The sequence below is a fragment of the Veillonella magna genome (assembly GCF_959600285.1).
GTDB classification, from domain to species: Bacteria; Bacillota; Negativicutes; order Veillonellales; family Veillonellaceae; genus Veillonella_A; species Veillonella_A magna.
Window position 1 is genome coordinate 62,692 of record NZ_CAUGKU010000010.1, and the last position, 22,544, is coordinate 85,235.

General features: G+C 47.6%; 18 protein-coding genes, 1 pseudogene and 1 riboswitch. Of the genes and pseudogenes, 4 read left to right on the forward strand and 15 right to left on the reverse strand.

What is annotated here, in order from left to right; genetic code table 11:
• Nucleotides 1-42 precede the first annotated feature (42 nt).
• Nucleotides 43-1,188, forward strand: coding sequence for an aminotransferase class V-fold PLP-dependent enzyme (locus tag Q5873_RS06965; RefSeq protein ID WP_303060067.1), 1,146 nt, complete (start codon nt 43-45; stop codon nt 1,186-1,188).
• A gap of 37 nt (nt 1,189-1,225) precedes the next feature.
• Here Q5873_RS06965 and Q5873_RS06970 read toward each other — a convergent pair whose 3' ends face one another.
• Nucleotides 1,226-2,092, reverse strand: coding sequence for an acyl-CoA dehydratase activase (locus Q5873_RS06970; protein WP_288190768.1), 867 nt, complete (start codon nt 2,090-2,092; stop codon nt 1,226-1,228).
• A 361-nt stretch (nt 2,093-2,453) separates the two neighbouring features.
• On the opposite strand from Q5873_RS06970, the gene Q5873_RS06975 reads away from it, so the two are divergent.
• Nucleotides 2,454-3,347: a selenium metabolism-associated LysR family transcriptional regulator gene (locus tag Q5873_RS06975; protein ID WP_303060068.1), complete on the forward strand. Its 894-nt coding sequence runs from the start codon at nt 2,454-2,456 to the stop codon at nt 3,345-3,347.
• Nucleotides 3,348-3,504: 157 nt separating this feature from the next.
• Here the strand turns inward: Q5873_RS06975 and Q5873_RS06980 are convergent, their stop codons facing one another.
• Nucleotides 3,505-5,088 (reverse strand): nitrite/sulfite reductase, encoded by a 1,584-nt coding sequence (locus Q5873_RS06980; RefSeq protein ID WP_303060070.1) that lies wholly within the window; start codon nt 5,086-5,088, stop codon nt 3,505-3,507.
• Between the two features lie 406 nt (nt 5,089-5,494).
• On the reverse strand, nt 5,495-6,166 hold the full coding sequence (locus tag Q5873_RS06985) for a Crp/Fnr family transcriptional regulator (protein ID WP_276626657.1): 672 nt from the start codon (nt 6,164-6,166) through the stop codon (nt 5,495-5,497).
• A gap of 284 nt (nt 6,167-6,450) precedes the next feature.
• Here Q5873_RS06985 and Q5873_RS06990 point away from each other — a divergent pair, with 284 nt between their 5' ends.
• Complete coding sequence (locus Q5873_RS06990; RefSeq protein WP_276788180.1) at nt 6,451-7,788, forward strand: MFS transporter; 1,338 nt, start codon at nt 6,451-6,453, stop codon at nt 7,786-7,788.
• 292 nt (nt 7,789-8,080) lie between these two features.
• Here Q5873_RS06990 and budA read toward each other — a convergent pair whose 3' ends face one another.
• Nucleotides 8,081-8,806 (reverse strand): acetolactate decarboxylase, encoded by a 726-nt coding sequence (gene budA / locus Q5873_RS06995; RefSeq protein ID WP_303060074.1) that lies wholly within the window; start codon nt 8,804-8,806, stop codon nt 8,081-8,083.
• An 81-nt stretch (nt 8,807-8,887) separates the two neighbouring features.
• Nucleotides 8,888-9,673: an enoyl-CoA hydratase/isomerase family protein gene (locus tag Q5873_RS07000; protein ID WP_303060076.1), complete on the reverse strand. Its 786-nt coding sequence runs from the start codon at nt 9,671-9,673 to the stop codon at nt 8,888-8,890.
• A 389-nt stretch (nt 9,674-10,062) separates the two neighbouring features.
• On the opposite strand from Q5873_RS07000, the pseudogene Q5873_RS09680 reads away from it, so the two are divergent.
• Nucleotides 10,063-10,953 (forward strand): annotated as a pseudogene (locus tag Q5873_RS09680) (MBL fold metallo-hydrolase); the annotation flags it as partial.
• 519 nt (nt 10,954-11,472) lie between these two features.
• On the opposite strand, the gene Q5873_RS07005 reads toward Q5873_RS09680, so the two are convergent.
• The 10 genes from Q5873_RS07005 to leuC all read right to left on the reverse strand — a co-directional run bounded on the left by Q5873_RS07005 (nt 11,473) and on the right by leuC (nt 22,543).
• Complete coding sequence (locus tag Q5873_RS07005; protein WP_051245682.1) at nt 11,473-12,276, reverse strand: ABC transporter ATP-binding protein; 804 nt, start codon at nt 12,274-12,276, stop codon at nt 11,473-11,475.
• 36 nt (nt 12,277-12,312) lie between these two features.
• Nucleotides 12,313-13,155: an ABC transporter ATP-binding protein gene (locus Q5873_RS07010; protein ID WP_303060078.1), complete on the reverse strand. Its 843-nt coding sequence runs from the start codon at nt 13,153-13,155 to the stop codon at nt 12,313-12,315.
• A 47-nt stretch (nt 13,156-13,202) separates the two neighbouring features.
• Nucleotides 13,203-14,711, reverse strand: a complete 1,509-nt coding sequence (locus Q5873_RS07015; protein ID WP_438364096.1) for an ABC transporter substrate-binding protein — start codon at nt 14,709-14,711, stop codon at nt 13,203-13,205.
• Between the two features lie 149 nt (nt 14,712-14,860).
• Nucleotides 14,861-15,670: a nickel transporter permease gene (gene nikC / locus Q5873_RS07020; protein WP_303060082.1), complete on the reverse strand. Its 810-nt coding sequence runs from the start codon at nt 15,668-15,670 to the stop codon at nt 14,861-14,863.
• Nucleotides 15,670-16,611 (reverse strand): nickel ABC transporter permease, encoded by a 942-nt coding sequence (gene nikB / locus Q5873_RS07025; RefSeq protein ID WP_303060084.1) that lies wholly within the window; start codon nt 16,609-16,611, stop codon nt 15,670-15,672. Before nikB ends, nikC begins: the two co-directional genes overlap by 1 nt.
• A 55-nt stretch (nt 16,612-16,666) precedes the next feature.
• On the reverse strand, nt 16,667-18,016 hold the full coding sequence (locus Q5873_RS07030; protein WP_303060085.1) for an MATE family efflux transporter: 1,350 nt from the start codon (nt 18,014-18,016) through the stop codon (nt 16,667-16,669).
• Nucleotides 18,013-18,210: a hypothetical protein gene (locus Q5873_RS07035; protein WP_288301930.1), complete on the reverse strand. Its 198-nt coding sequence runs from the start codon at nt 18,208-18,210 to the stop codon at nt 18,013-18,015. The genes Q5873_RS07030 and Q5873_RS07035 overlap by 4 nt, the downstream gene beginning before the upstream one ends.
• 411 nt (nt 18,211-18,621) lie before the next feature.
• A riboswitch (cobalamin riboswitch) is annotated at nt 18,622-18,802 on the reverse strand.
• 419 nt (nt 18,803-19,221) lie between these two features.
• Nucleotides 19,222-20,295 carry a 3-isopropylmalate dehydrogenase gene (gene leuB / locus Q5873_RS07040; RefSeq protein WP_205087690.1) on the reverse strand — a complete coding sequence of 358 codons (1,074 nt, stop codon included), beginning with the start codon at nt 20,293-20,295 and terminating at the stop codon, nt 19,222-19,224.
• Between the two features lie 493 nt (nt 20,296-20,788).
• Nucleotides 20,789-21,280, reverse strand: coding sequence for a 3-isopropylmalate dehydratase small subunit (locus tag Q5873_RS07045; protein WP_303060087.1), 492 nt, complete (start codon nt 21,278-21,280; stop codon nt 20,789-20,791).
• Entirely contained in the window at nt 21,281-22,543 is a 1,263-nt protein-coding gene (gene leuC / locus Q5873_RS07050; RefSeq protein ID WP_303060088.1) for a 3-isopropylmalate dehydratase large subunit, read from the reverse strand.
• Between the last annotated feature and the right edge of the window lies 1 nt (nt 22,544).

The following is a 22,544-nucleotide window of genomic DNA, read 5'->3' on the forward strand; positions in this document are numbered from 1 at the left end:
CATGCACTGTGTCGTATACATTTCAGCCTGAAAGGAGTTCCTATGATTTATCTCGACAATGCCGCCACTACGCTGCAAAAACCACCGGCTGTCATTACCGCCGTCACAAAAGCCCTGACGCAGTTGGGCAATGCTGCCCGCGGCAATCACACCGGAGCCTTAACGGCCAATCGTCTGCTCTATGATACCCGTGTATTGGTGGCACAGCTTTTCCATGCGCCCTTACCGGAGCGAGTTGTCTTCACCGCCAATGCTACGGAAGCACTCAATATCACCCTTAACGGCCTCTTCCAATCAGGCGATCACATCATCACCACCGACTACGAACACAACGCCGTGCTTCGCCCTCTTTACCGACTGCAATCGGAGCAGGGCATCCATGTTACCCATCTGCCTCTGTCACCGGACGGGCCTATCGACTACGACGCCCTTGCCCATGCCGTATTACCAAACACCAAAGCCATCGTCTGTACGCACGCCTCCAATGTAACCGGCCGTCGCCTTGACCTCTACCGCATCGGTGCCATCGCCAAACGTCACGGACTGCTCTTCATCGTCGATGCGTCGCAAACGGCAGGCAGTGTGCCTATCGATATGGCGGCTCTTGGCATTGATGTTCTTTGCTTCACCGGGCACAAGGGGCTGATGGGGCCGCAAGGCACCGGCGGTCTTTGCTTTACGGAACAAGTAAATATTCGCCCGTGGTGTGTAGGCGGCTCCGGCACGCACAGCTTTTCGCCTACACAACCGGCCGACTACCCTACTCGCTTGGAAGCAGGCACGCCGAACGGTCACGGCTTGGCCGGTCTTAATGCAGCCCTTCGCACCGTCTTAGCCATAGGGCCGACAAAAATAGGTGCCCATGAAGAGCACCTTTGTCGTTTGTTCTATGAAGAAGTGGCCTCACTACCGCGCATAACCCTTTACGGTCCCGATCTCAGACAGCATCCGCACGAAGCCGGTTCCATCGTATCGATGACGATTGACGGCGTAGACTCCGGTCGCGTAGCCGATGTACTGGCACGTCGTTACGACATAGCCGTTCGTCCCGGCATCCATTGTGCTCCGCGCATGCATCAAGCCCTGGGCACCCAAGCCAGCGGCACCGTTCGTTTCAGCATCGGCTACTATACCACCGAAGAGGATGTGCGCGCTGCCATTGCCGCTTTACAGGATATTGTCGATTGAGTGCGGTTTCGTAGGCAACATCCGGACACGAAATATTTTATTTTTGCTTCAGGTCCTTAGCAATTAAAGCGGCACCGTACGCTCCGGCCAAGCGCGCCTCCGGCGAAGACACCACGGTACGCCCCAAGGCATTCGCTACCAATTCAATAAAATAGGCACTGTCGCATAAGCCGCCGGTAAGCACCACCTGTCCCTGTACCTCGCTGAGCTTTGCAAACTCCTGACTTACTTTTTTCACTACCGACTGCAGCACACCCCAGGCAATGTTTTCCTTTGATGCACCGCCACCGATTAATGAGATAACTTCGGATTCCGCAAACACCGTACACATGGCACTGATGGATAGCTCTTCCGTATGAGTGCGCGCAATGTGATCCAACTCGCCGACGGACACATCAAGACGCTGCGCCATAATTTCCAAAAAACGTCCTGTGCCGGCCGAGCACTTATCGTTCATATAAAATTCCTCTACCCGACCGTCACGACAAGCGATGACCTTTGTGTCCTGGCCGCCGATATCTATAATCGTCAAGGTTTCCTCCGGAAATAATGCGGCTGCGCCGCGCGCATGACAGGTAATCTCCGTCACTCGCTTAGCGGCGTTCGCCACCGCTTCACGCCCGTAGCCGGTAGCCACCAGCGGCGCTTCATCCACTAAAATACCTTGCTCCGCCAAGGCCTGCTGGATAGCTTTCAGCGCTTCCTTGCTGCTCCATCCCGTAGGCAGGCAAACGGAAGCTATCAGCGTTCCCGCCCCATCGACGGCTACCGCCTTAGCCCATGTGGATCCGATATCGACACCGATACCTGCTGCCTGTACAAAAGGCAATGCTGCGGCTGTCGACGAACCCCTCTTGACCTCTGTGCGATTCGCGTCTTGCTGTACCGTTACTGCGTCCTGCATATCTGCTTCTCTCCTTACCCTTGTGTTATAACTACTGTTGTATTCCATAATTGTCTTCACAGGCTAATTACCTTGCCCGTGAATTATCTTGTGCGTTAATTATCTTCCGCGTTAATCACCTTCACGCGTTAATTGTCTTGTGCGTTAATTATCTTGTGCATTACTTATCTTGCGCATTAATTATCTTACCTGTTAATTATCTTTGTATATCTACTTGATAACTATCGCCAGTGTACCATGAGAGGCACGCCTTGACCAATAGACTTTGCTGATAAGTACAACCTTTTATTTAAAAATCCAATAGACCATGCTATGATACATATAACTATGTATTAAAAAATCTGCTAAAGGAGTCTTTCTCATGGAGTTAAAACAACTGGAGTCCTTCGTTGCCGTTGTAAAATACGGCAGTTTTACCAAAGCTGCGGAAGCGCTTTTTATTTCACAGCCCTCTATCAGCAGTCACCTGCGCGCCTTGGAAACCAGTCTGGACACGACGCTGCTCATCCGTACTACGAAAAGCTTGCGCGTAACACCGCGCGGCTACGAATTGTACGACTGGGCCTGCCAGCTTCTTCGCGACCGGGACCACCTCATGGCGCGATGGCAACAGGTCGATGCCAAGGAGATTCACATCGAAGCCTCCACCATTCCGTCCACCTACTTTCTGCCTCGCATTCTTCCCGAATTTTGTCGGCGCTATCCGCACATTCCCTTCACCATCCGCCAAAGCGTAAGTCATGAAGTGATTGAGCACTTGCGTCACGGTGATAACCAAGTGGGATTTACGGGACTTCACATTCCCGATGAAGCCCTGGCCTATACGCCGGTTATGACGGATACATTAGTACTGATTACCCCACCGAGCGAAGCCTTCCGTCGCCTGCCGAAGACGGTGGACACTGCGGTTTCTCTCTTAGCAAAAAACTATATCATCCTGCGCAGCAAAGGCAGTGGCAGCCTTGATGTAGCCAACACCGTTCTTGATGCACTACCCTTGGACCGCAATCAGTTAAAGCTCACCGCTCACATCAGCGATCCGGAGGCCATCAAGAATCTTGTCGTCAACGGCCTCGGCGTGTCCATTATTTCCGAAACCGCCGTCGATTATTATCGCAATCAAGGTCGCCTGTTGACCTTTCCCTTGCCGGACGAAGTGGCTACCCGCTATTTATACTTGGTCTATCGCAAGCATGACACCTTGTCCAGCTATGTGCGGGCCTTCATCGAATACGTCAACGAAATTTCATTATAAAAAAGACGCGCAGCCTCGGCTTGCGCGTCTTTCTGTATATACATTGCCTACTGACGTTCCTACGTCCCATCAATAGTTTTTAACTCTATTTTCTATTTTGTCCTATAACTCTATTTTGTTGCTCCCTATTTATCCAATGTATATTCCATCGCATCCATTATATAAATTTGCCCGCCAAGGCTTCCAGCTCTTCTTGATGATCGCCGATCCATGCTTCATACGGAAGCTTAGCATCCTGTAACAGCTTTGCCAAGGCTACGAAAAATTCGGGAATATCCGCAGCGGCCATCACGCCCAGCTGCTTGCCGAAGCGCTCATGACCATGCTCTTCGCTGCCGCCTACAAACATAGTAAAACCGGGTACCGGCTTTTTATCCACTAACTTCACTGCGCCGTGGAAACCGATGTGACCTACCTGATGCGTGCCGCATGAGGAAGGGCAACCGGAAATATGGATCTTCGGCAAGTATTCATGAGACAGGCCTTCTTCGCGCAACCGGCGAATGCACGTAGCCAACAAGCCTTGCGAATCCTGGAAGCCGATTTGGCACACCGTCGATCCGATGCAGGATACGGACGCTTCGAAACGCGTGCGGGCACCGTCTTCCGTCATAGCGGCCACAGTCTTAGCTTCCTCCGCGGTCAAATTAACAATATACAGACCTTCTTCACCGGTCAAGCGAATTTCCGTGCCCTCACTATTTGAAAGATAGTGAAGCAGCGCTAAGAACACCTCCCGCGGAATTGTGCCCCCTACGGGATGGTAGCTTACATAATAAAGCCCAGCTTGCTTCTGCGCGCCGATGCGCGGGTGCGTAAGCACCCCCGCATCATGGGAGGCAGCCTGTACGTTTGCGTCGGACGCTGCTGCGATCCCCCGCTTTGGCTCTACAGGCAACGTAAACGCTAAGTTCTCTTCTGCCTGTACCCGTACCAAGAATTCTTTATAGCGTGCAACAAAGGCCTCTTCGCCTAAGCGAGCCAAAATAAATCGCGTCCGTCCCTTCGTATGACTGGTGCGATCTCCTTCTTCGGAAGACATGAGCAGCATTGCTTTCATATAATACAATATGTCTTCCGGTGCCACATCACGACCCACACAAACACCTTGCGCCGATGCCGCACCGATGCCGCCGGCCGCATATACATCGAAGCGCCCTTCCGGCTTTGCCAAGAAACCGATGTCCTTAAACCGTCCGTGACTGGCCGTTTCATAATCACCGACAAAGGCGGTCTTAAATTTATTCGGCAAATCAATATATAGAATTTGCGACAAAATATATTCGGACATAATCGCCACATACGGTGCCACCACGAATTGCTCTGCCGGATGAACGCCGCTCAATGCCGGTCCGGTAATGTTATGAATATAATTTCCGCCGCAGCCTCGCGAATAAATCCCCTTCGCATGGCATTCCTTAAAAAGTGCTACGATGCGCTTACCGTCAAGCTTGTGAAACTGTAGTGACTGCCCCGTAGTGCAGTGAATAACGGGCAATTCGTATCGCTCGATTACATCGGCGATGAACCCCAAATGCTCATGACGAATTCGACCGCCCGGTAACCGCATGCGGAACATGCCCGATCCGGCGCCGCGTTCCGCAAAGCTACCGAAGCCACCGGAGTATCCCTTGTAATCTCGAATGGATACTTCCTTTTTATAAAAGCGATCCGTCGTCTCCGCGAAGGATTCGATATCTCGCAATAAATCCGCCTTAACTTGTTCCGTCAGAAAAGACATAATATGTACCTCCATGTATGTAATTCAGCTGCATGCATACAGTTTCGCCGAGATCCTTCGCATAGCATAGCGCCACAAAAAAATCGGCAATCCCGTAGGAGTACCGATTTTCCCTGTATATTTCAGGTTTTCTTCCATGCGTCTTCCTTTATTTTTAGCGGCGCATATACCGTCTGCTACAGCCTACCGTGATTAGGAAGTATTGTAACATGTATAATCGTAAAGGACTACGCAAATTCTATACAAATTGTAGATATTAAGTATCCGTTGCGGTAATCGCCGTTCCCATTCGCTATGATAATCGCCGTTCCCATTCGCTGTGATAACCACCTTACGCATCCGCAGCAGTATCCGCTTACGTATCCATTGCGGTTATCAGCTTACGTATTCATTACAGTGATTCCCGTTATATCGCATCTACCAACAACCGGAAGTGATTCTTTTCATATTCGATCAAACCATCATCCCGCATGCGACTCAGTTCACGGGTCAATGCGCTGCGATCGGCACAAAGATACTCACCCAATCCGACCCGTCCCAGCGGCACATCGAATTCATCACTACCATGCGCCCGTGCCATCAAGGAAAAGTAGGTGAGTAGCTTTTCCCGCAAGGTGCGCTTCGATACGATGTCCAGCTTTTGCATAAGCCGCACATTTTTATCGGCAATCGACGTTAAGATATTCCCCATCAGCTGTACTTGACTGCGATCCATGTCCGGCGTCAATTGCATAACCGCTTGGAACGGAATATTCAGTGCCACCACATCGCGGGCTGCCAAAAAGTTGACCACCGATGCTTGCGAGGTACCGCACGCAAAGGTTTCGCCGAATAAATCGCCGCGATTCATAAATACCAAAATCGTCCGGTTCCCCCACACGTCCTCGCTTTCCATGTGTACTACCCCTTCCAGTACAATGCTGACGCAGCGCACCGGTTCCTCGGACAAAGCGATGTAGCTGCCTTTTTTATAGCGCTTCACATACATGCCCAGCGATGTATATAATCGATTGAATTCCTCTTCCTTGATATTCTTAAATAGCCGTAACTCCTTTACCTCATTGTAATGTGTTTTCATTCGTATCCTCACTTGATTATTAACTCTCTTCCCAACTCCAATATCTCGTGTTTTGGCGGCGATAGCCTAACGGTATTCGTATATTCTTCGCCGACAACGTTTAATTTCTGCTTATATTATAACAAGTTTTTTCAGTAAATACATACTATTTTCACCGTTCGTGATTTTCATCACATACAGCCTGTGGCTTTTCTCCTATACTCCATGGTAGCAACATCGTATCGTTCCCTTTTGTTCGGATTTGCGGGAGCGACCAATATATTACGTAAAGGGGTAATAACACTATGAGCGAATTTCAAGGATTATCGGCGACCTCATCGCGCCGTGAAATCTTGCAGCATTGGCAACCGGAAAACGAAGCCTTCTGGAATACGTACGGCAAAAAAATTGCCAATCAAAACTTAATTGTTTCCACCATTGCCTTAACGTTGTCCTTCTGTGTTTGGACATTGTGGTCAACGGTAGCGGTCAAGCTGAATGCCATCGGCTTTCACTTTACTAACGAAGAGCTGTTTACCTTGACGGCCATTCCCGGCCTTATCGGTGCCACCGGTCGTCTTATCTACACATATATGCCGGGCATCTTCGGCGGCAAGAACTGGACCTTCTTTGCCACGGCCATCATGCTGGTACCGCTCTTTGGCTTAGCACAGGCTATGCAGGATCCTACTACATCTTATGAAACCTTCTTGATTTACGTAGCGCTCCTCGGTATTGCCGGTGCCAACTTCTCCTCATCCATGTCCAACATCGGCCATTTCTTTCCGCGGTCGCGTCGCGGTACGGCATTGGGCATTAACGCCGGCATCGGTAACCTCGGCGTATCGGTGATCTTCCTGTTAGCACCGGTTGTCATTGCCATGGATATTTTCGTCCCCATCTTCGGTGGACCGCAAACCTTGTCCGACGGTGGCAAGATTTTCTTGCAAAATGCCTGCTATGTAGGTATCGTTCAAATCATCGCCGTCCTCTTCTTCATTGCCAAGTACATGGACAATCTACCGATTCCCAAGCAGAGTCCGAAAGCATTACTGTCCATGTTCACCAATAAACACACGTGGATTATGACATGGATTTACACCTGCGGCTTCGGTTCCTTCATCGGTTACTCCGTGGCCCTTTCCCTGTTGGTAGCCAAGGAATTCCCGGAAGTATCCTTCGCCTACGCGGCGTTCCTCGGACCTTTCATCGGTGCCGGCATTCGCCCCTTCGGCGGTTGGTTGTCCGATAAAATCAACAACGGATCGTTGATTACGCTGTTGTCCTTAATCGGTATTTTTGTCGCTGCCATTGCCGTTCTCTTCGGTATAGAACAGCATAACTTCCCGCTTTTCTTCGGTGCCTTCTTGGTACTCTTCCTCATGACCGGCTTTGAAACGGGCGCATCGTTCCGCATGATTCCGTACATCTTCGCCGATACCGTACAGTCCTCGTTGGTAACGGGCTTTACCGCAGCCATCGGTGCTTACGGTGCCTTCTTCGTACCGAAAATTTTCGGTTGGTCCTATGCGTCTACCGGTAGCGTAAGTGCTGCCTTCTATATCTTGATTGCTTTCACGGCGGCAACTATTGTAATTACCTACTGGTTCTACGCACGCAAGAATTCCGGTATTCGATGCTAATCTCCCTGCGGCTTGCAGACGAAACAAGCTCGCAGAATTCTTTGAGAAGCGGTCAAGGCTGTCACCATCTCCGGCAGTCCCGGCCGTAGCATCATACCGTTTCTATATAAAACCTAAAACCTAAAACCTAAACTTACTAAGCAAAAAGGCGATGCCCTCGGTTCGTATCGAGAGCATCGCCTTTTGCGATTTACCTTTACGATTTGCTTCTGCAATTTACTTTTACGTTTTGCTTCTGCAATTTACTTTTATGGTTTGCTTCTGCAATTTACTTTTATAGTTTACTTTTGCTTTAGCCTTCTACGTGGCGAATAGCACTGTCGCCGTCTTCATGATTGAGATCGGCCTGCGCAAAATCCTGTCGCTCCGGCAAGCGGATACCGAAGCCTTGGTACACCTCATACTCCACGGTTCCTTCTGCCAACGTGCAGTCCAGCACATGACCGCCGGTCTGTTTGGCTTCATCCATAAAGTGAATGTGCAAGCCTGCCACGGTAATCCCTTGGTATGCTTCCGGTGCCCAAAAGCCGATCACCGTACCGCGAATGGACGGCTCGGAAAATTCTTTCTGCCCCGCAAAAAGCTCAACCAAAGACGGATACGGCTTATCTGCCTTGGGTGCCAAGCGCAGCTTCATATCCGTAAAGGTCCCCATCACGCGAAGGGCAATAAAATAATTTTCAGAACCTACACGGCGAAGCACTTCCTCCATTAACGCATGCTTATCCAACTTCGCCGCCGTAAAGCTATCGTCTGCCGCGAACGGCGCCACCTGTGCAAAGGGCACGCGTTCGTTTGTATCCATGCGACTAAACGGCGAGCCAATGCGTCCAATGTACGATGTGCTGTCATCCATAATCATTTCACCGTCCATGCAGTCGCCGCAGCCAAGGCCAATCGTACCTTCCGCTTCGATGAGGTGTACGGGAAATCCCCCTTCATATAATCGTCCCAATAGGGCATTCATTGTCGAAAATTGTGTAACTTGTTTCTGACACGACTGTTCTTTCTGTGCCATTTCTATCTCTCCTCTCGCACTCACAACTGCGGTACCTATTGTACACCAAAATACTAGGAACGCAAATAGGGGAGATGTATCTTACTTATCATCAATAGTATCGTCCGTAAACCGAGGTGACCGTTTTTCCTTAAACGCAGCTACCCCTTCCGCATAGGCATCACCGCCCAAGCGCCGTGCCTGTACTCTGGCTTCTCGGGCCAATACTTCTTCCAGAGTCGTATCCTCGGCCAACATATGCTTCATTGCACGAATGGCTCCCGGTGATCCGGCAGCGATGCGTGCGGCCAACGCTTCCGTTTCACTAACCAATGTGTCGCTGTCATAGAGAAAGGTAACCATGCCCAATGCCAAGGCTTCCTCCGCTTTCACCGGTCGCGCCGTATACATCAACTCCTTAGCGCGCTGCTTACCTACGACGCGAGGCAAGAAATACAGTCCTCCGCAGTCGGGAATGAGACCTACATTGACAAAGGATTGAATGAACTTGGCACTGTCCGCGGCGCATACCATGTCACAAGCCAGCATGATATTCACACCGGCACCGGCCGTAACACCATTGACCATGGCAATGACCGGCTTGTCCGCCCGATTGATGCGCAGTGTCATTTCGCCTACACGGGCAATAAACGTCTGCCGTTCGCTTTCCTCTGTCATCGTTTCCATATACGCTAAATCACCGCCGGCGCAAAATGCCCGTCCCGCACCGGTTAAGATGATAACCCGCACCGCCTCATCGTCGAGCAGCTTCGTCAGCCCTGCATGAAAGCCTTCCACCAATTCACCGTTCATCGCATTCAACGATTCCGGTCGATTCAATATTACATATCCGATATGTCCCGTTACCTTCGTTTCTACTGCTGCCATAGTGCACCTCCTGAAAGTACGCTGCATCACCCATTGACTATATCACTTATTTTCTATGAATGGCCCGGATTGATTCCGTATCATCCATTTCGCTATATATGTATTATACTATAGGTGTGAAGGAAAACGGGATGCTTTGACTTTTATCTAGCAAAAGCTTTTATGCTAACTGTAGCAATCTGTACATCCAACGTCCGTCATAATGTATTCTTACCTAATCATATAACTACTATGTAATATAACATTCTCTATCGATATTACTTAATGTAGATTTACAACAACTTTATCCTTAAAAGGAGTATATACCTATGAAAATAATCCCCCTTGTTGATGATATGTGCCATCATATCCCATGCAACCCGTAAAAAAAAGCTCATGGACTTAGCCTATTAATACAGCATAATAACAAAACACTTCTCTTTGATACTGGTCCCTCCGATGCTATTCTACATAACTCACGTAAGTTACATATAAATCTTCATACCATTGATCACATTATTATTTCTCACCCCCATTATGACCATATCGGTGGTTTACCTTACGTTCTTACCCAAAACGATTCCGCGCCAATACACCTATCACCGTATTGTTTTCAATCCTGCTACTACAAGCTGGGGCCATTCTCCTTTCCTATCAGCCACCCCACATTATTAGACAACCTATATACTGACTACAGATCACGGTTTCATTTTATTTCAACAACACAGGCTATTGATCCAGACACCATTCTTCTTACTAATATTTTTGGAAAGGACGCTTCATTTAAAATAAAGAATAACGGAAAATGGCAATTTGACACGTTTAATTATGAAGTAAGCCTCCTCATCAGAGATGGAGCTTATATGTATCTCATTACTGGATGCTCACACGCAGGTATCTCCACCCTTTTAGAAAAAGCCATAGAATATACTACCGAAAACTACGGTTCTCTTCTATTTGTTGTCATCGGCGGTCTACATCTCATTCAGTTTCCTAAATACAATCTAGGCTTCTTACGCCAAAATGAAATAGACTATCTTGTTACTCAAACTCGCCGTGGTGTTATCTCTCACCTATACGTAAATCATTGTACCAGTCAAAGAGCTTATAAAAAGTTAAAACAAAAACTGGGAATGCCGTCACTTACCTTTGCGCCGGTCAGTGGACACCTTGACTTTTATACCTATACCATTTACAATGTAGATACGAAAAGATGTAAAAATGAGTGCTCTCGAACATCGAGCATCAAAAAACCCCTTCTCAGCGGCAATCTGAGAAGGGGTTTTCCCATTCTTATTTAACGATGTATGGATGCATCGAGGCTGTACCATCACGGGCTATCTTTCCAACCATTTGCAAACATAATAGGCCACAATGCTTGCCATAAGAGATACGATAAAAGATGTAAAAATCTCGAACACTAAGCACCACCTCCATTCTCGTCGAGAATAGGGCCTTGCCCGCAACATCAACTATTATACTCTCTTTTTCATCATAGCCCAAACTCCCCTATTTCCCCCTACCTCTATGGCGTACTCAATTATTATTTACTCGTCACCTTTACACACAACGAAGAGCCCGCCGTATCTTTTCCGAAGAACGCCTTAGCCACGCACTCTCCTCTCCCGGTTTCGCCCTCCTCTAACCGGTCTTTTATCTAATTCTCTATATAAAAAGACTACCCCGCCAGCATCAGACTTTTGATCCGATGATGGCGGGGTAGTTCGTTTTCTAATACAGATATGCTCTTTTTCTCCTCAATATATTTTTTTGTAGTAAATGCTTATATGCATCGTTAAAAGGTAGAAGGAACTTAGCGTCTAAATTTCATAGACAGATTGAATGAGCCTACGAGTATACGGATTGTCGGACTGAACCAATGTATCGGCAGCTAGATAATCAACGAGCTTTCCCTTGTGCATGACAGCCACTTTATGACAAATGCACCGCACAAAAGCAATATCATGAGCAACAAAAATATATGTATAACCATGTTCTTTCTGAAGCTTTACCAGCAAACGCGCAATGGCATCCTGTACCGATACATCCAGAGCTGATGTAGCTTCATCAAAGATGATAATATCCGGATGAGCTACCAAGGCTCTTGCGATAGCAATGCGCTGTCGTTGACCACCGCTGAGTTCATGAGGATATCGATAGGCAATATCCTTCGACAGTTCCACCATGTCCAGATAGGTAGCGGCCACCTCTACGGAATCGCGCCCTTTCAACAAGCCTTGATTATATAAGGGCTCACATAAACTATCTGCTACCTTCATACGAGGATTAAAAGCAGATGTAGAATCTTGGAATACCATCTGAATATGCTGATGGTATTCCAACTGTTGTGATTTATTACGACAATCAATAGCATGACCTTGAAAGTAAATCGTTCCCGATGAAGCCGGTATAAGCTGCATCAACATCTTCATCAACGTAGTTTTACCCGAACCAGATTCACCAACGATACCAAGGGATTGCCCTTCATCGACTGTGAGTGATATCGAATCGCAAGCCTTTACTATACTGCCTCCGGGCAAAGCAAATGATTTACACAGCCCTTCCACTCGCAACAGAGGCGTGGCTGCCGCTATTGCGTCCGAATCTATCACATTCCTGTCCATACTCCTATTCACTCCTTTCCATTCATAGGGGATCTATCAAATATAGCGCTTACCGTACAGGGAAGGTACAACAGCTAACAACGTCTTAGTATACTCTGACTTAGGCTCCGTTACTATGACATCCTTCCTATCATAATCAACTACTCGGCCTTCTTTCATAACCATGATTTTATCAGCCATATGCACTGCTACGCCCATATTATGGGTAACGATAATAATTGCCGTACCCTTGTCCTTTGCCAATCGCAACAGCTCCTCCACGATTTGTGCTTGTGTCGTCGTATCTAATGCCGAAGTAGGTTCATCCGCTAAGAGCAGCTTTGGTGTTACCGTCATGGCCATAGCAATCCCCAGTCGTTGACGTTGCCCTCCGCTAAGTTCAAAAGGATATCGATGTAATACATCCGACGGTAATGCTACGCGCGCTAACAACGTACACGCCTCTTCCTCGGCGGCTTCTTTATCTTTGCCTGTAAGCCGAGATATATGTTCCACCATTTGCTTCCCAATGCGCATAATCTGATCCAACGCATTACCCGAGTCTTGAAAGATCATCGAAATACTACGCCCTCGATAACGACGCCATTCTTCATTCGTCAACGCCGTAATATCTGTTCCATCAAACGTAATCGTACCCTTGGCAATCTGACCATCACCGGATATACATCCCAGTAACGCACGAATAATAGATGTTTTACCCGAACCGGATTCGCCTACAATAGCTAACACCTCACCGGGCCTAATAGTAAAGGATATACCACGAATAGCTGCTGCACCTTTACCATATGTAATATCCATATCTTCGACACTAAGCAGCACCTGTTTCCCCAACGCTTCTCGCGTTCCCTTATCATTAATCACTGCAGTATCCACTTTCATCGCTTCTATCTCCGTCCCACTTCTCTATATACCCTTTCAATATCTCATTATTTACGGTATGCAATATCGCTGGTAATCCAATAATAATCGGATGGAAACATTTCTACATTATCCAAGTATCCCGCATTGACAATGTTTGTCTTCGGATATCCCAGGAAAAGAGCCGCACTATCATCAAGCAAAATTTGCTGCAATTCAATAGCTAATCGGCGGCGCTTAGCCGGATCAAACGACGCTGCCATTTCAGCCAATTTAGCGTCATAGGTGGGGTTACTGTAACCGGAACCATTCTGTGGATTGCTACCGTTTATATTCGTACCCCAATACCATTTAAGAAACATCTGTGGGTCGCCGGTGTTAGCCGTAACAATATTGGAAATAAGCAAATCATAGTCCCCATCAATACCTATCTTATCAATCAGATTATAATCTACGGTTTTAATGGAAATATCCATCCCCACCTTACGCGCATCGGCCTGTACCCCTTCTGCAAAAATAGGAAGCTCTGCCCGGCTGTTATAAATAACAAAATCTGCATGAAGCGGTTTTCCATTCTTATCTAAGATGCCGTCCCCATCAGTATCCTTCCAGCCTGCTTCAGCCAACAGTTGCTTTGCTCGTTCCGGATTATAGCTGTTAGGATCTGTTAACTCATTGAAGCCAAAGTCAAGCGATGGCGGAATCGGAGCTTTCCCCGGGCTAAACGTTCCCTTTAATAATACATCTGCATAACTCTTGCGATCCGTTGCACTGATCAGTGCTGCACGTACATTAGGATCTTTAAAGATACCCCGTTGATTAAGTCTGGCTACCACTACACGCAACGAATCAATTTCATGTACTTTATATGCCGAATTTTCTTTAAACATCGGCAATTCACCGGGTCCGATATTCACTGCCATATCTACCTCACCGGATTGCAAGGCCATGGCCCTTGTATTCGGATCATCAATGGATGGAATTTCTATCGTCTTAAAAGGTACCTTACCTTGCCAATAATTCGGGTTTGCCTCTACTACGGCCTTATCGCGGCTGAAAGATACCACCCTATAAGGACCTGTCGCAATCGGGCCCTCTTTGGCAAAATTGCGACCGTCCTTTTCTGCCTGTACATCAACGATGAGGAACAGAGGATCCGCTAACAAACCCGGCATATTGGGCACCGGTGTCGTCGTATGAATCGTCAATGTCTGTCCATCGGCCTGTATAGTATCATACGTAAAAAATGTGTTAGCACGATTACTTTTGGCAAATACCCGTTCAATAGAAGCTTTCACCGCTTCTGCCGTTACCGGCTTGCCATTCGAAAATGTAGCTTTCTCATCAATAATAAATGTCCAAGTCATATGATCTTTGCTGACCGACCATTCCTTAGCCAACCAAGGTACAGGCTTCATTTCTTTGTCGAACTTTGCTAATGCTTCACCAATACCATAACGCATAACTACCCAAGCAAAGTAATTCTCCGTTGGCTCAAGAGTATCTGCAAAGTTGGTCACCCCTACCTTCAATACATCCGGGTTACCACTCCTGCTACCGCCGCAACCGGCTAACATGCCTACACAAGCAAGAGCGGCTAAGCCTCCTACTACCCAACGGCGTAATGTCTTTTTCTTGCCTATCATTCTATACATACCATATTTCATCATATATACTACCTCCTACTCACTACCTCTATGTACCAAATGCCTACCTACAATCCTTGTTATAGTTGCTTCGGATCTAATATATCCCGCAAGCTATCGCTCCATAAATTAAAAACAGTGACTACCAACAAAATAGCTACCCCCGGAAATACCATTAACCACGGTGCCATCTGCAAATATTGGCGACCCTCGTTGAGCATACGTCCCCACTCCGGTGTCGGCGGCTGCGCGCCGAACCCCAGAAAAGAAAGTCCGGCCACTTCGAGTATCATTGTCCCTAAGTCCATACCGGCCGTAACAAATACCAAAGGCAATGTGTTTGGCAAGATATGTCGACGCATAATGACGAACGGACTGGCACCACTGAGCCGTGCCGCGGTGACATAATCCTCGCCGCGCACTTTCAATACCAAGCTACGGACAATCCGAGCATATTTAGCCCAGCCTACCAAGGTAAGTGCTAAAATAGCATTTCCTATGCTACCGCCCATAACTCCGGCAATGGCAATGGCCAAGATAATTCCCGGAAAAGAAATCATAATATCACAAAGCCGCATCAACACCATTTCTACCTTACCGCCGTAAAATCCGGCTACCACACCGACCAGTGTTCCCGTCATAGCCATCAAGCTAACAATGGAAAAGGACATTCCCAACGACAACTGCATACCATGTATAATACGAGCAAATACATCTCTCCCTAATTTGTCCGTACCAAACCAATGATCCGCACTGGGGGCCTGTAGAGCACGTCCCAAATCGGACGTGTATATATCGGTTGACATACATAATGGTCCGATGAGAGCAATTAAAATCATCACGCCTAACAAAACAGAATATGTTATAAAATATCGTTTCTTTTCATTCATTAGCTATGTCCTCCCTTACGCAAACGTGGATCCAGCAAAGAGTAGGACACATCAATCAGCATATTAATACTCATATAGGCTAATGCCGCCCAAAGAACAAATCCTTGTAATAAGGGATAGTCACGCATGGTAATCGCCTGTACCGCCATCTTACCAAGGCCGGGCCATGCGAATACCATTTCGACAACGGCAACACCGCCAAGGAGCCAACCAAAACTGAGCCCTAAAATGGTGATCAAAGGCAAACACGCATTGGGAAATATATGACGCCATAAAATAGCTCGTTCTGTCATCCCTCGTGCACGGGCACCAATAACATACTCCTTGTTCATTTCCTCCAACACAACTAAGCGCACCTGCCGCATATATTTGGCCGCCATCGTAAACGCCATAGTAATAGCCGGTAACATGACATTAGCAAGTGACACCGTTGCCGTCGCAATGGGTGCCATCCCCAATTTATAACCAAAAACATATAACAATACGAGACCCAACCAAAAGGTAGGCATAGAAATCCCTATGAACGACACCGCTCGCAATATATAATCGAGCCAACGATTGCGATACACCGCCGCCATTACCCCTGCGGGGATTGCTATGAGCAGCATCAACACAATACTCGTTGTAGCCAATAGCAATGTTCCCGGAAACGCTTCTGCCATCTTATCGACTACCGGTTTTTTAGCCGAATACGACATTCCCAAATCACCGGTAAGCGCATGACCAAGCCATGATCCGTATTGCACAAGAAACGGTCTATCCAACCCCAATTCATGTCGTGTCTGTTCTACTACGTCTTGCGAAATAATCGTATCGCCTGTTTCTAATAACATCGCTACCGGGTCCCCCGGAGCCATATAAGTCAGCGAAAACGTAATAAATGTTACTCCCAATAATGTAATTAACAGCTGTACTAGTCGTTTTCCTATCCTAACTACCATGTGTTCTATCAACCTTCCTCCATTCCTCGTGTTCAAAACCAACCTTACCATATAATTAGCCGCTCCGATCATACTCCCCATCCCGTTGAGGAAAGATGTGTATATACCGCAAAAAGATAACCAACAATACAGACTCTAAGAAATATGTCCCCGCATACGTAATCCACAGCCCTGTATTTCCCCAGTATTTTGTTAACTGCCAGTCACCCATAAAAAAGACTATAACAGCGATTAACATCATATTGCGCACCCATGCCGTCTCTCCGCAACCCGTATACATACCATACAGTACCAGCCCCACAGCCGCACAAATAGGATACACTTGCAGTACCCAACGATAATCCATAGCCACCATTTTCACTGCCACCACATTTGTCATCGCTTCAATCAATACATGTCCCCCCGATACCAATAGTAGCTCCCACATCATTACCATCACTCCGGCACACCCCAGACCAATACGGATAGTATCTTTCCATAATCCTGGGTGACCTTCTCCTTTAGCTCGACCGCTAAAAACGCTAACACCATTAGCAATACCATCAAAAAAATAGGCCATAATAAAAATGATTTCCAGCAATACCGCATTAGCCGCCAGTATGGTTGTCCCCATAGCGCTTCCTGTATTAGCAAAAAGATTATTAATCGTTAACAAACACACCGTACGAATCATGAGATCGCCATTGACCTTCATAATTTGTAACAATGCCTTGCCATGAAACACCCGGCGTATAATGACTGCCGACCGCGTCAATCGCTCTCTTACACAGGCTAATATAAAGAGGCCTACCACGAATCCATACATCTGTGCTAATAACGTGCCCCATGCAACTCCGGCCACACCCCATCCACCATAGAACACGAAGACAAAAGATAAGATCATATTGAGCACATTCATAGATATTTGCATCCATAAGGTAAGACGTACTAACATCTGTCCCATCAGCCACCCCAGTATGACATAATTTCCCAATACAAAGGGAGCGCCCCAGATTAAAACATCACAATACTGTTTCAGAAAAAAGAGTACGCGTCCTTCTGCCTTCATAAATGTTGCATATGCAGGGAAAAGAACTGTGTATATGAGAATGCAAAAGATACTGATTCCGGCTGCTAACAAAGCCGGGCGGTAGAGAGCTAAACTGACTGCCTCGCGATCACCTTTTCCTAAGGCTTGCGCCGAAAACCCCGTCGTAGCTACACGTAAAAAACCAAACAGCCAATACATACTGTTAAATAAAATGACGCCCAAAGCGACGGCTGCAATATAAGCCGCATCGGATAAATGTCCCATAATAGCGGTATTGACTGCCCCCAATAGCGGCTGCGTTGCCGTAGAAATCATAAAGGGAACTGTCAATACTAAGAACTCTTTATAGGAAAGATACTTAATCGCCTTCGTCATACCTTCACCTTGTATAGCTGCAAACCGCGAGCCTGTAAAGAACGGAGCTTACCACCAAACACCCGCCGCCAGCCTCGTTCTTTACGTCTTCGATACTGACTAACATATGGCTTATACACCTCTCTCTCGTACACTGCCCTCAGCTTTCCTTGATACGTACGTCTCACTGTACGCCATACAAAATCCCTACTCATTGAAATCTCGCTCCTTTCCACTTTCTTCTACAGTCCCAATGTAACAGTACGGATTATCGCCACTCGCCAGTTACTCAACGTAACGCAATACGACATACGCCCTTTAGCAGCAGGATTAGACATATAAACAAAAACGGCCGCCTTATTCGAACGACCGCTTCTATATGCGCCTTTTTCTATACATAACGCAGCTATATACCATTAATAGCCAATACTAATACACTGTATCCATTTACAAAAACGTCACAGTAGCGCATTGCTTCAATGGTGCGGCAGCTTCTTTGCTGATTCCTTAGCTTCTTTGCTTACATCATATGACACAATACTGACTGTGACGGCTGTTATTTCTTATATATTACTGTATATCATCATTATGTACAATCGCCATTCCCATCGCTCGTAGGTACTTCATCGGTGATTATTCATTAGGCAGTTCTCCTGGCTTGCTGTCATCGCTGATTACGTCTTCCCACAACAATTCCTGTTGCAGTGACATCATTGTAACTTCGCTCTTGCTTACAGTGGCGGGACCGCTTCGGCTTATACCGAATTCCCTATTAAGTCGTAAGACACCTAATGTCTTCTACACGTATTCGTATGTCATATTCATAATACGTTATGTAATAAAACACTGTCAATCAAAAGATGATTATATCGACTTTTATAATTATAAAAAATAGTTATATGTCAAATGGTTTGCATCTATATTATTTACTATATTAGTGCCACCCGCTAACCGGTCTTTATCCAATAACACAAAACAGCCTGACCTATTTCTGCAGAACGCCTTAGCCACGCAGGGCACCCTACCCTTTTCTCGGATTATTACTGCCTCTACCTCTATGGCATATTCAATTATTATTTACTCGTCACCTTTACACACAACAAAAGCCCGTCGTATCTTTTCCGAAGAACGCCTTAGCCACGCAGGGCTTCAAGGGAAAGATACGACGGGCTCTTTTTACTTAATAAAGGCTCATCCTTGTAAATAATAATTGTCGCTATAGCCGGTTAGAGGCGGGCGATAACCGCATCTCGCATGCCCGCCGTCCCCACTTTTTTCATACCGTCTTTATAAATCTCGCCGGTGCGATAGCCATCGTTTAACGTCTGCTCTACCGCCTTTTCGATAGCATCGGCTACCGCCGGTAATCCCAAGGAATGACGACACATCATCGCTGCCGACAGGATCGTCCCCAACGGATTGGCAATGCCTTGTCCCGCAATATCCGGTGCCGATCCGTGAATCGGTTCGTACAATGCGGTACCTTCTCCCATGGAAGCCGACGGCAACAAACCGATGGAGCCGGAAATAACAGCCCCTTCATCACTTAAAATATCGCCGAATAAATTCGAGGTGACGATGACATCGAATTGTCCGGGATTGACCACCAGCTGCATCGCCGTATTGTCTACATACAAATAATCCATCGCAATCTCCGGATGCGCCTTTGCTTTTTCTTCCGCAATGCGTCGCCATAAGCGAGACGCTGCCAACACATTGGCTTTATCTACGCTGGCGATTTTGCCGCGCCGCTTCTTCGCCGTTTCCACCGCCACATCCATAATGCGTTCGATTTCATAGCGGTGATACGTTTCCTTGTCCCACGCTACTTCGTCCGGCCCTTCACCGGTAGCTTCCTGGCGTTCACCAAAATAAATACCGCCGGTTAACTCGCGAACAATAACGAAATCCACATCTGCTACCAAGTCCGCTTTTAACGGAGAATACTCCTCTAAGGCCTTATAAATTTTTACAGGCCGTAAATTACAAAAGAGACCTAACGCTTTACGCAATCCCAAGATAGCTTGCTCCGGTCGCAAATGCGGTGCTACCGCATCCCACTTTGGTCCGCCTACGGCACCTAACAAAACGGCATCTGCCTTGCGACAGGCTTCTATGGTATCCTGCGGCAACGGTTCACCGTATGCATCGATGGCTGCGCCGCCGGCTTTCTTTTCAATCCAATGTGCCGTCACACCGGCTTTTTGAAAGGCTGCCTCCGTAACGGCTCTGGCAGCGGCCGTTATCTCTTCACCGATCCCATCGCCGGCAATGATGACTATCTCTTTTTCATTACTCATCGTCGTCCCTCTTTCTCTTGTCTCGTCTCTCTCATAGGCTATCTATCACTCGGCTGCGCCCCCTGCTTTCCATGACAGGACGCTATGCCTACTCTATTAGCTGTCTTTGTACACACATATATCCGCAGCTATTTATGAAAGCTGCGGCACCTATGTGAACTGCTACCCTACTACCTTGCTACTATACTATCGCGCATCTGTAATACACCTGTGGGCAACACATTCATGCCACCCTATCGCATGGTACCATCCTACATTGCTACCTATATCTACAATCTTCGCGGCGTTTGCCGTATGGTTGGTTACCGGCTTTCGCCAATGGTGACGGTACATGCCGTCACACCGTAACATATACATTTTGGTTTTGGTTTTTGGTTTATTGGTTTTGTTGTATAGACGGATGAACAAACAATGTCCATCCTTGGGTTTTGGTTTATAGGTTTATTTGATTTACCACCGAAAACGCCTCGAAGAATGCGACCAAATATAATTGTTAATCGTCCTGCTGCTTAGCAAAGTTAACAAGCCCACCGGCTTTGGCAATGGCCTGAATAAAAGGCGGCAATGCCGTTCCCTGATATTCTTCGCCGGTCGTCAAATTATATACAATCCCTTGACCCATATCTACGCCGATTTCATGATTGGCCTTGATATGTTCCACGGCTTCGCCGATTTCAATCACCGGCAACCCGATGTTGATGGCATTGCGGAAAAAGATACGCGCAAAGCTGTCCGCTACGATGCAGCTGATGCCGCTGGCTTTAATCACCGCCGGTGCATGCTCGCGCGAGGAGCCACAACCGAAATTTTTACCGGCAACCATAATCTGCCCTTCCTTTACATTCGCCGCAAAGGTGGTATCAATATCTTCCATGGCATGTGTCGCCAATTCTTTCATATCCGCAATCGCCAAATAGCGTGCCGGAATAATTACGTCTGTATCTACATTGTCGCCGTAGCGCCAAATCGTTCCTTTACAATCCATTTACTGTACCTCCTCGGGACCGGCTAAGCGTCCCATCACTGCACTGGCTGCCGCAACATAGGGACTTGCCAAATATACTTCGCTGTCTACGTGACCCATGCGTCCGCGGAAATTGCGATTCGTCGTCGATACCGTGCGTTCACCGGCGGCCATGATTCCCATGTAACCGCCCAGGCACGGTCCGCAGGTTGGTGTGGATACGGCGCAGCCTGCTTTGATGAAAATATCAATCAAGCCTGCTTTCATCGCTTCGTCATACACGGTTTGACTGCCGGGCACCACAATGCAGCGCACAAAGTCGGCTACCTTACGGTCCTTCAAAATAGATGCCGCTGCCTGTAAATCCTCAAAGCGACCGTTCGTACAAGATCCGATGACCACTTGGTCAATCGCGATAGGCTCCTTCACATCCGTAATGTAATGCGTGTTGGACGGCAAATGCGGGAACGCCACTACCGGCTGCAGCTTGCTTACATCAATGTGAACCTCTTCGCAGTACTCTGCATCGGGATCAGCCGTAATCGGCGTGAAATCCCGTTTCACTCGTCCCGTTACATACGCCTTAGTGATTTCATCGTACGGGAAGACGCCGCATTTACCACCGGCTTCGATGGCCATGTTGCAAATGGTCAAGCGATCCGTCATAGACATGTATTGAAGCGCCGTCCCATGATACTCGATGGCTTTATAGCGCGCACCGTCAACACCGATGCGACCGATAAGCTCCAGCACGATATCTTTACCGGTAATCCATTTGCCCGGCTTACCGTCCAGCACCACCTTAATGGTTTCCGGTACCTTGAACCATGTCTTGCCGCGCGCCATGGCAACACCGGCATCGGTGGAGCCTACGCCGGTAGCGAAAGCCCCTAACGCACCGTACGTACAGGTGTGAGAATCTGCGCCGATGATCATATCCCCCGGTGCCACCAAGCCTTCTTCCGGTAACAGCACATGTTCAATCCCCATGCGACCTACTTCAAAGTAATGCGTAATCCCTTCGGCCCGTACAAAGTCGCGCATGATCTTGGACTGCTCTGCGGACTTAATATCTTTATTCGGCGTGAAGTGGTCCGGCACCAAGTAAATGCGTTCCTTATCGAACACGGGTTTCCCGATTTTCTTAAATTCTTTCAGCGCCGGCGGAAAGGTGATGTCATTCATCAGAATTGCATCCACCTTGCACTCCACGATCTGTCCCGCTTTCACTTCGGCCACCCCTGCATGGCGGGCCATATTTTTTTCCGTTATTGTCATTCCCATA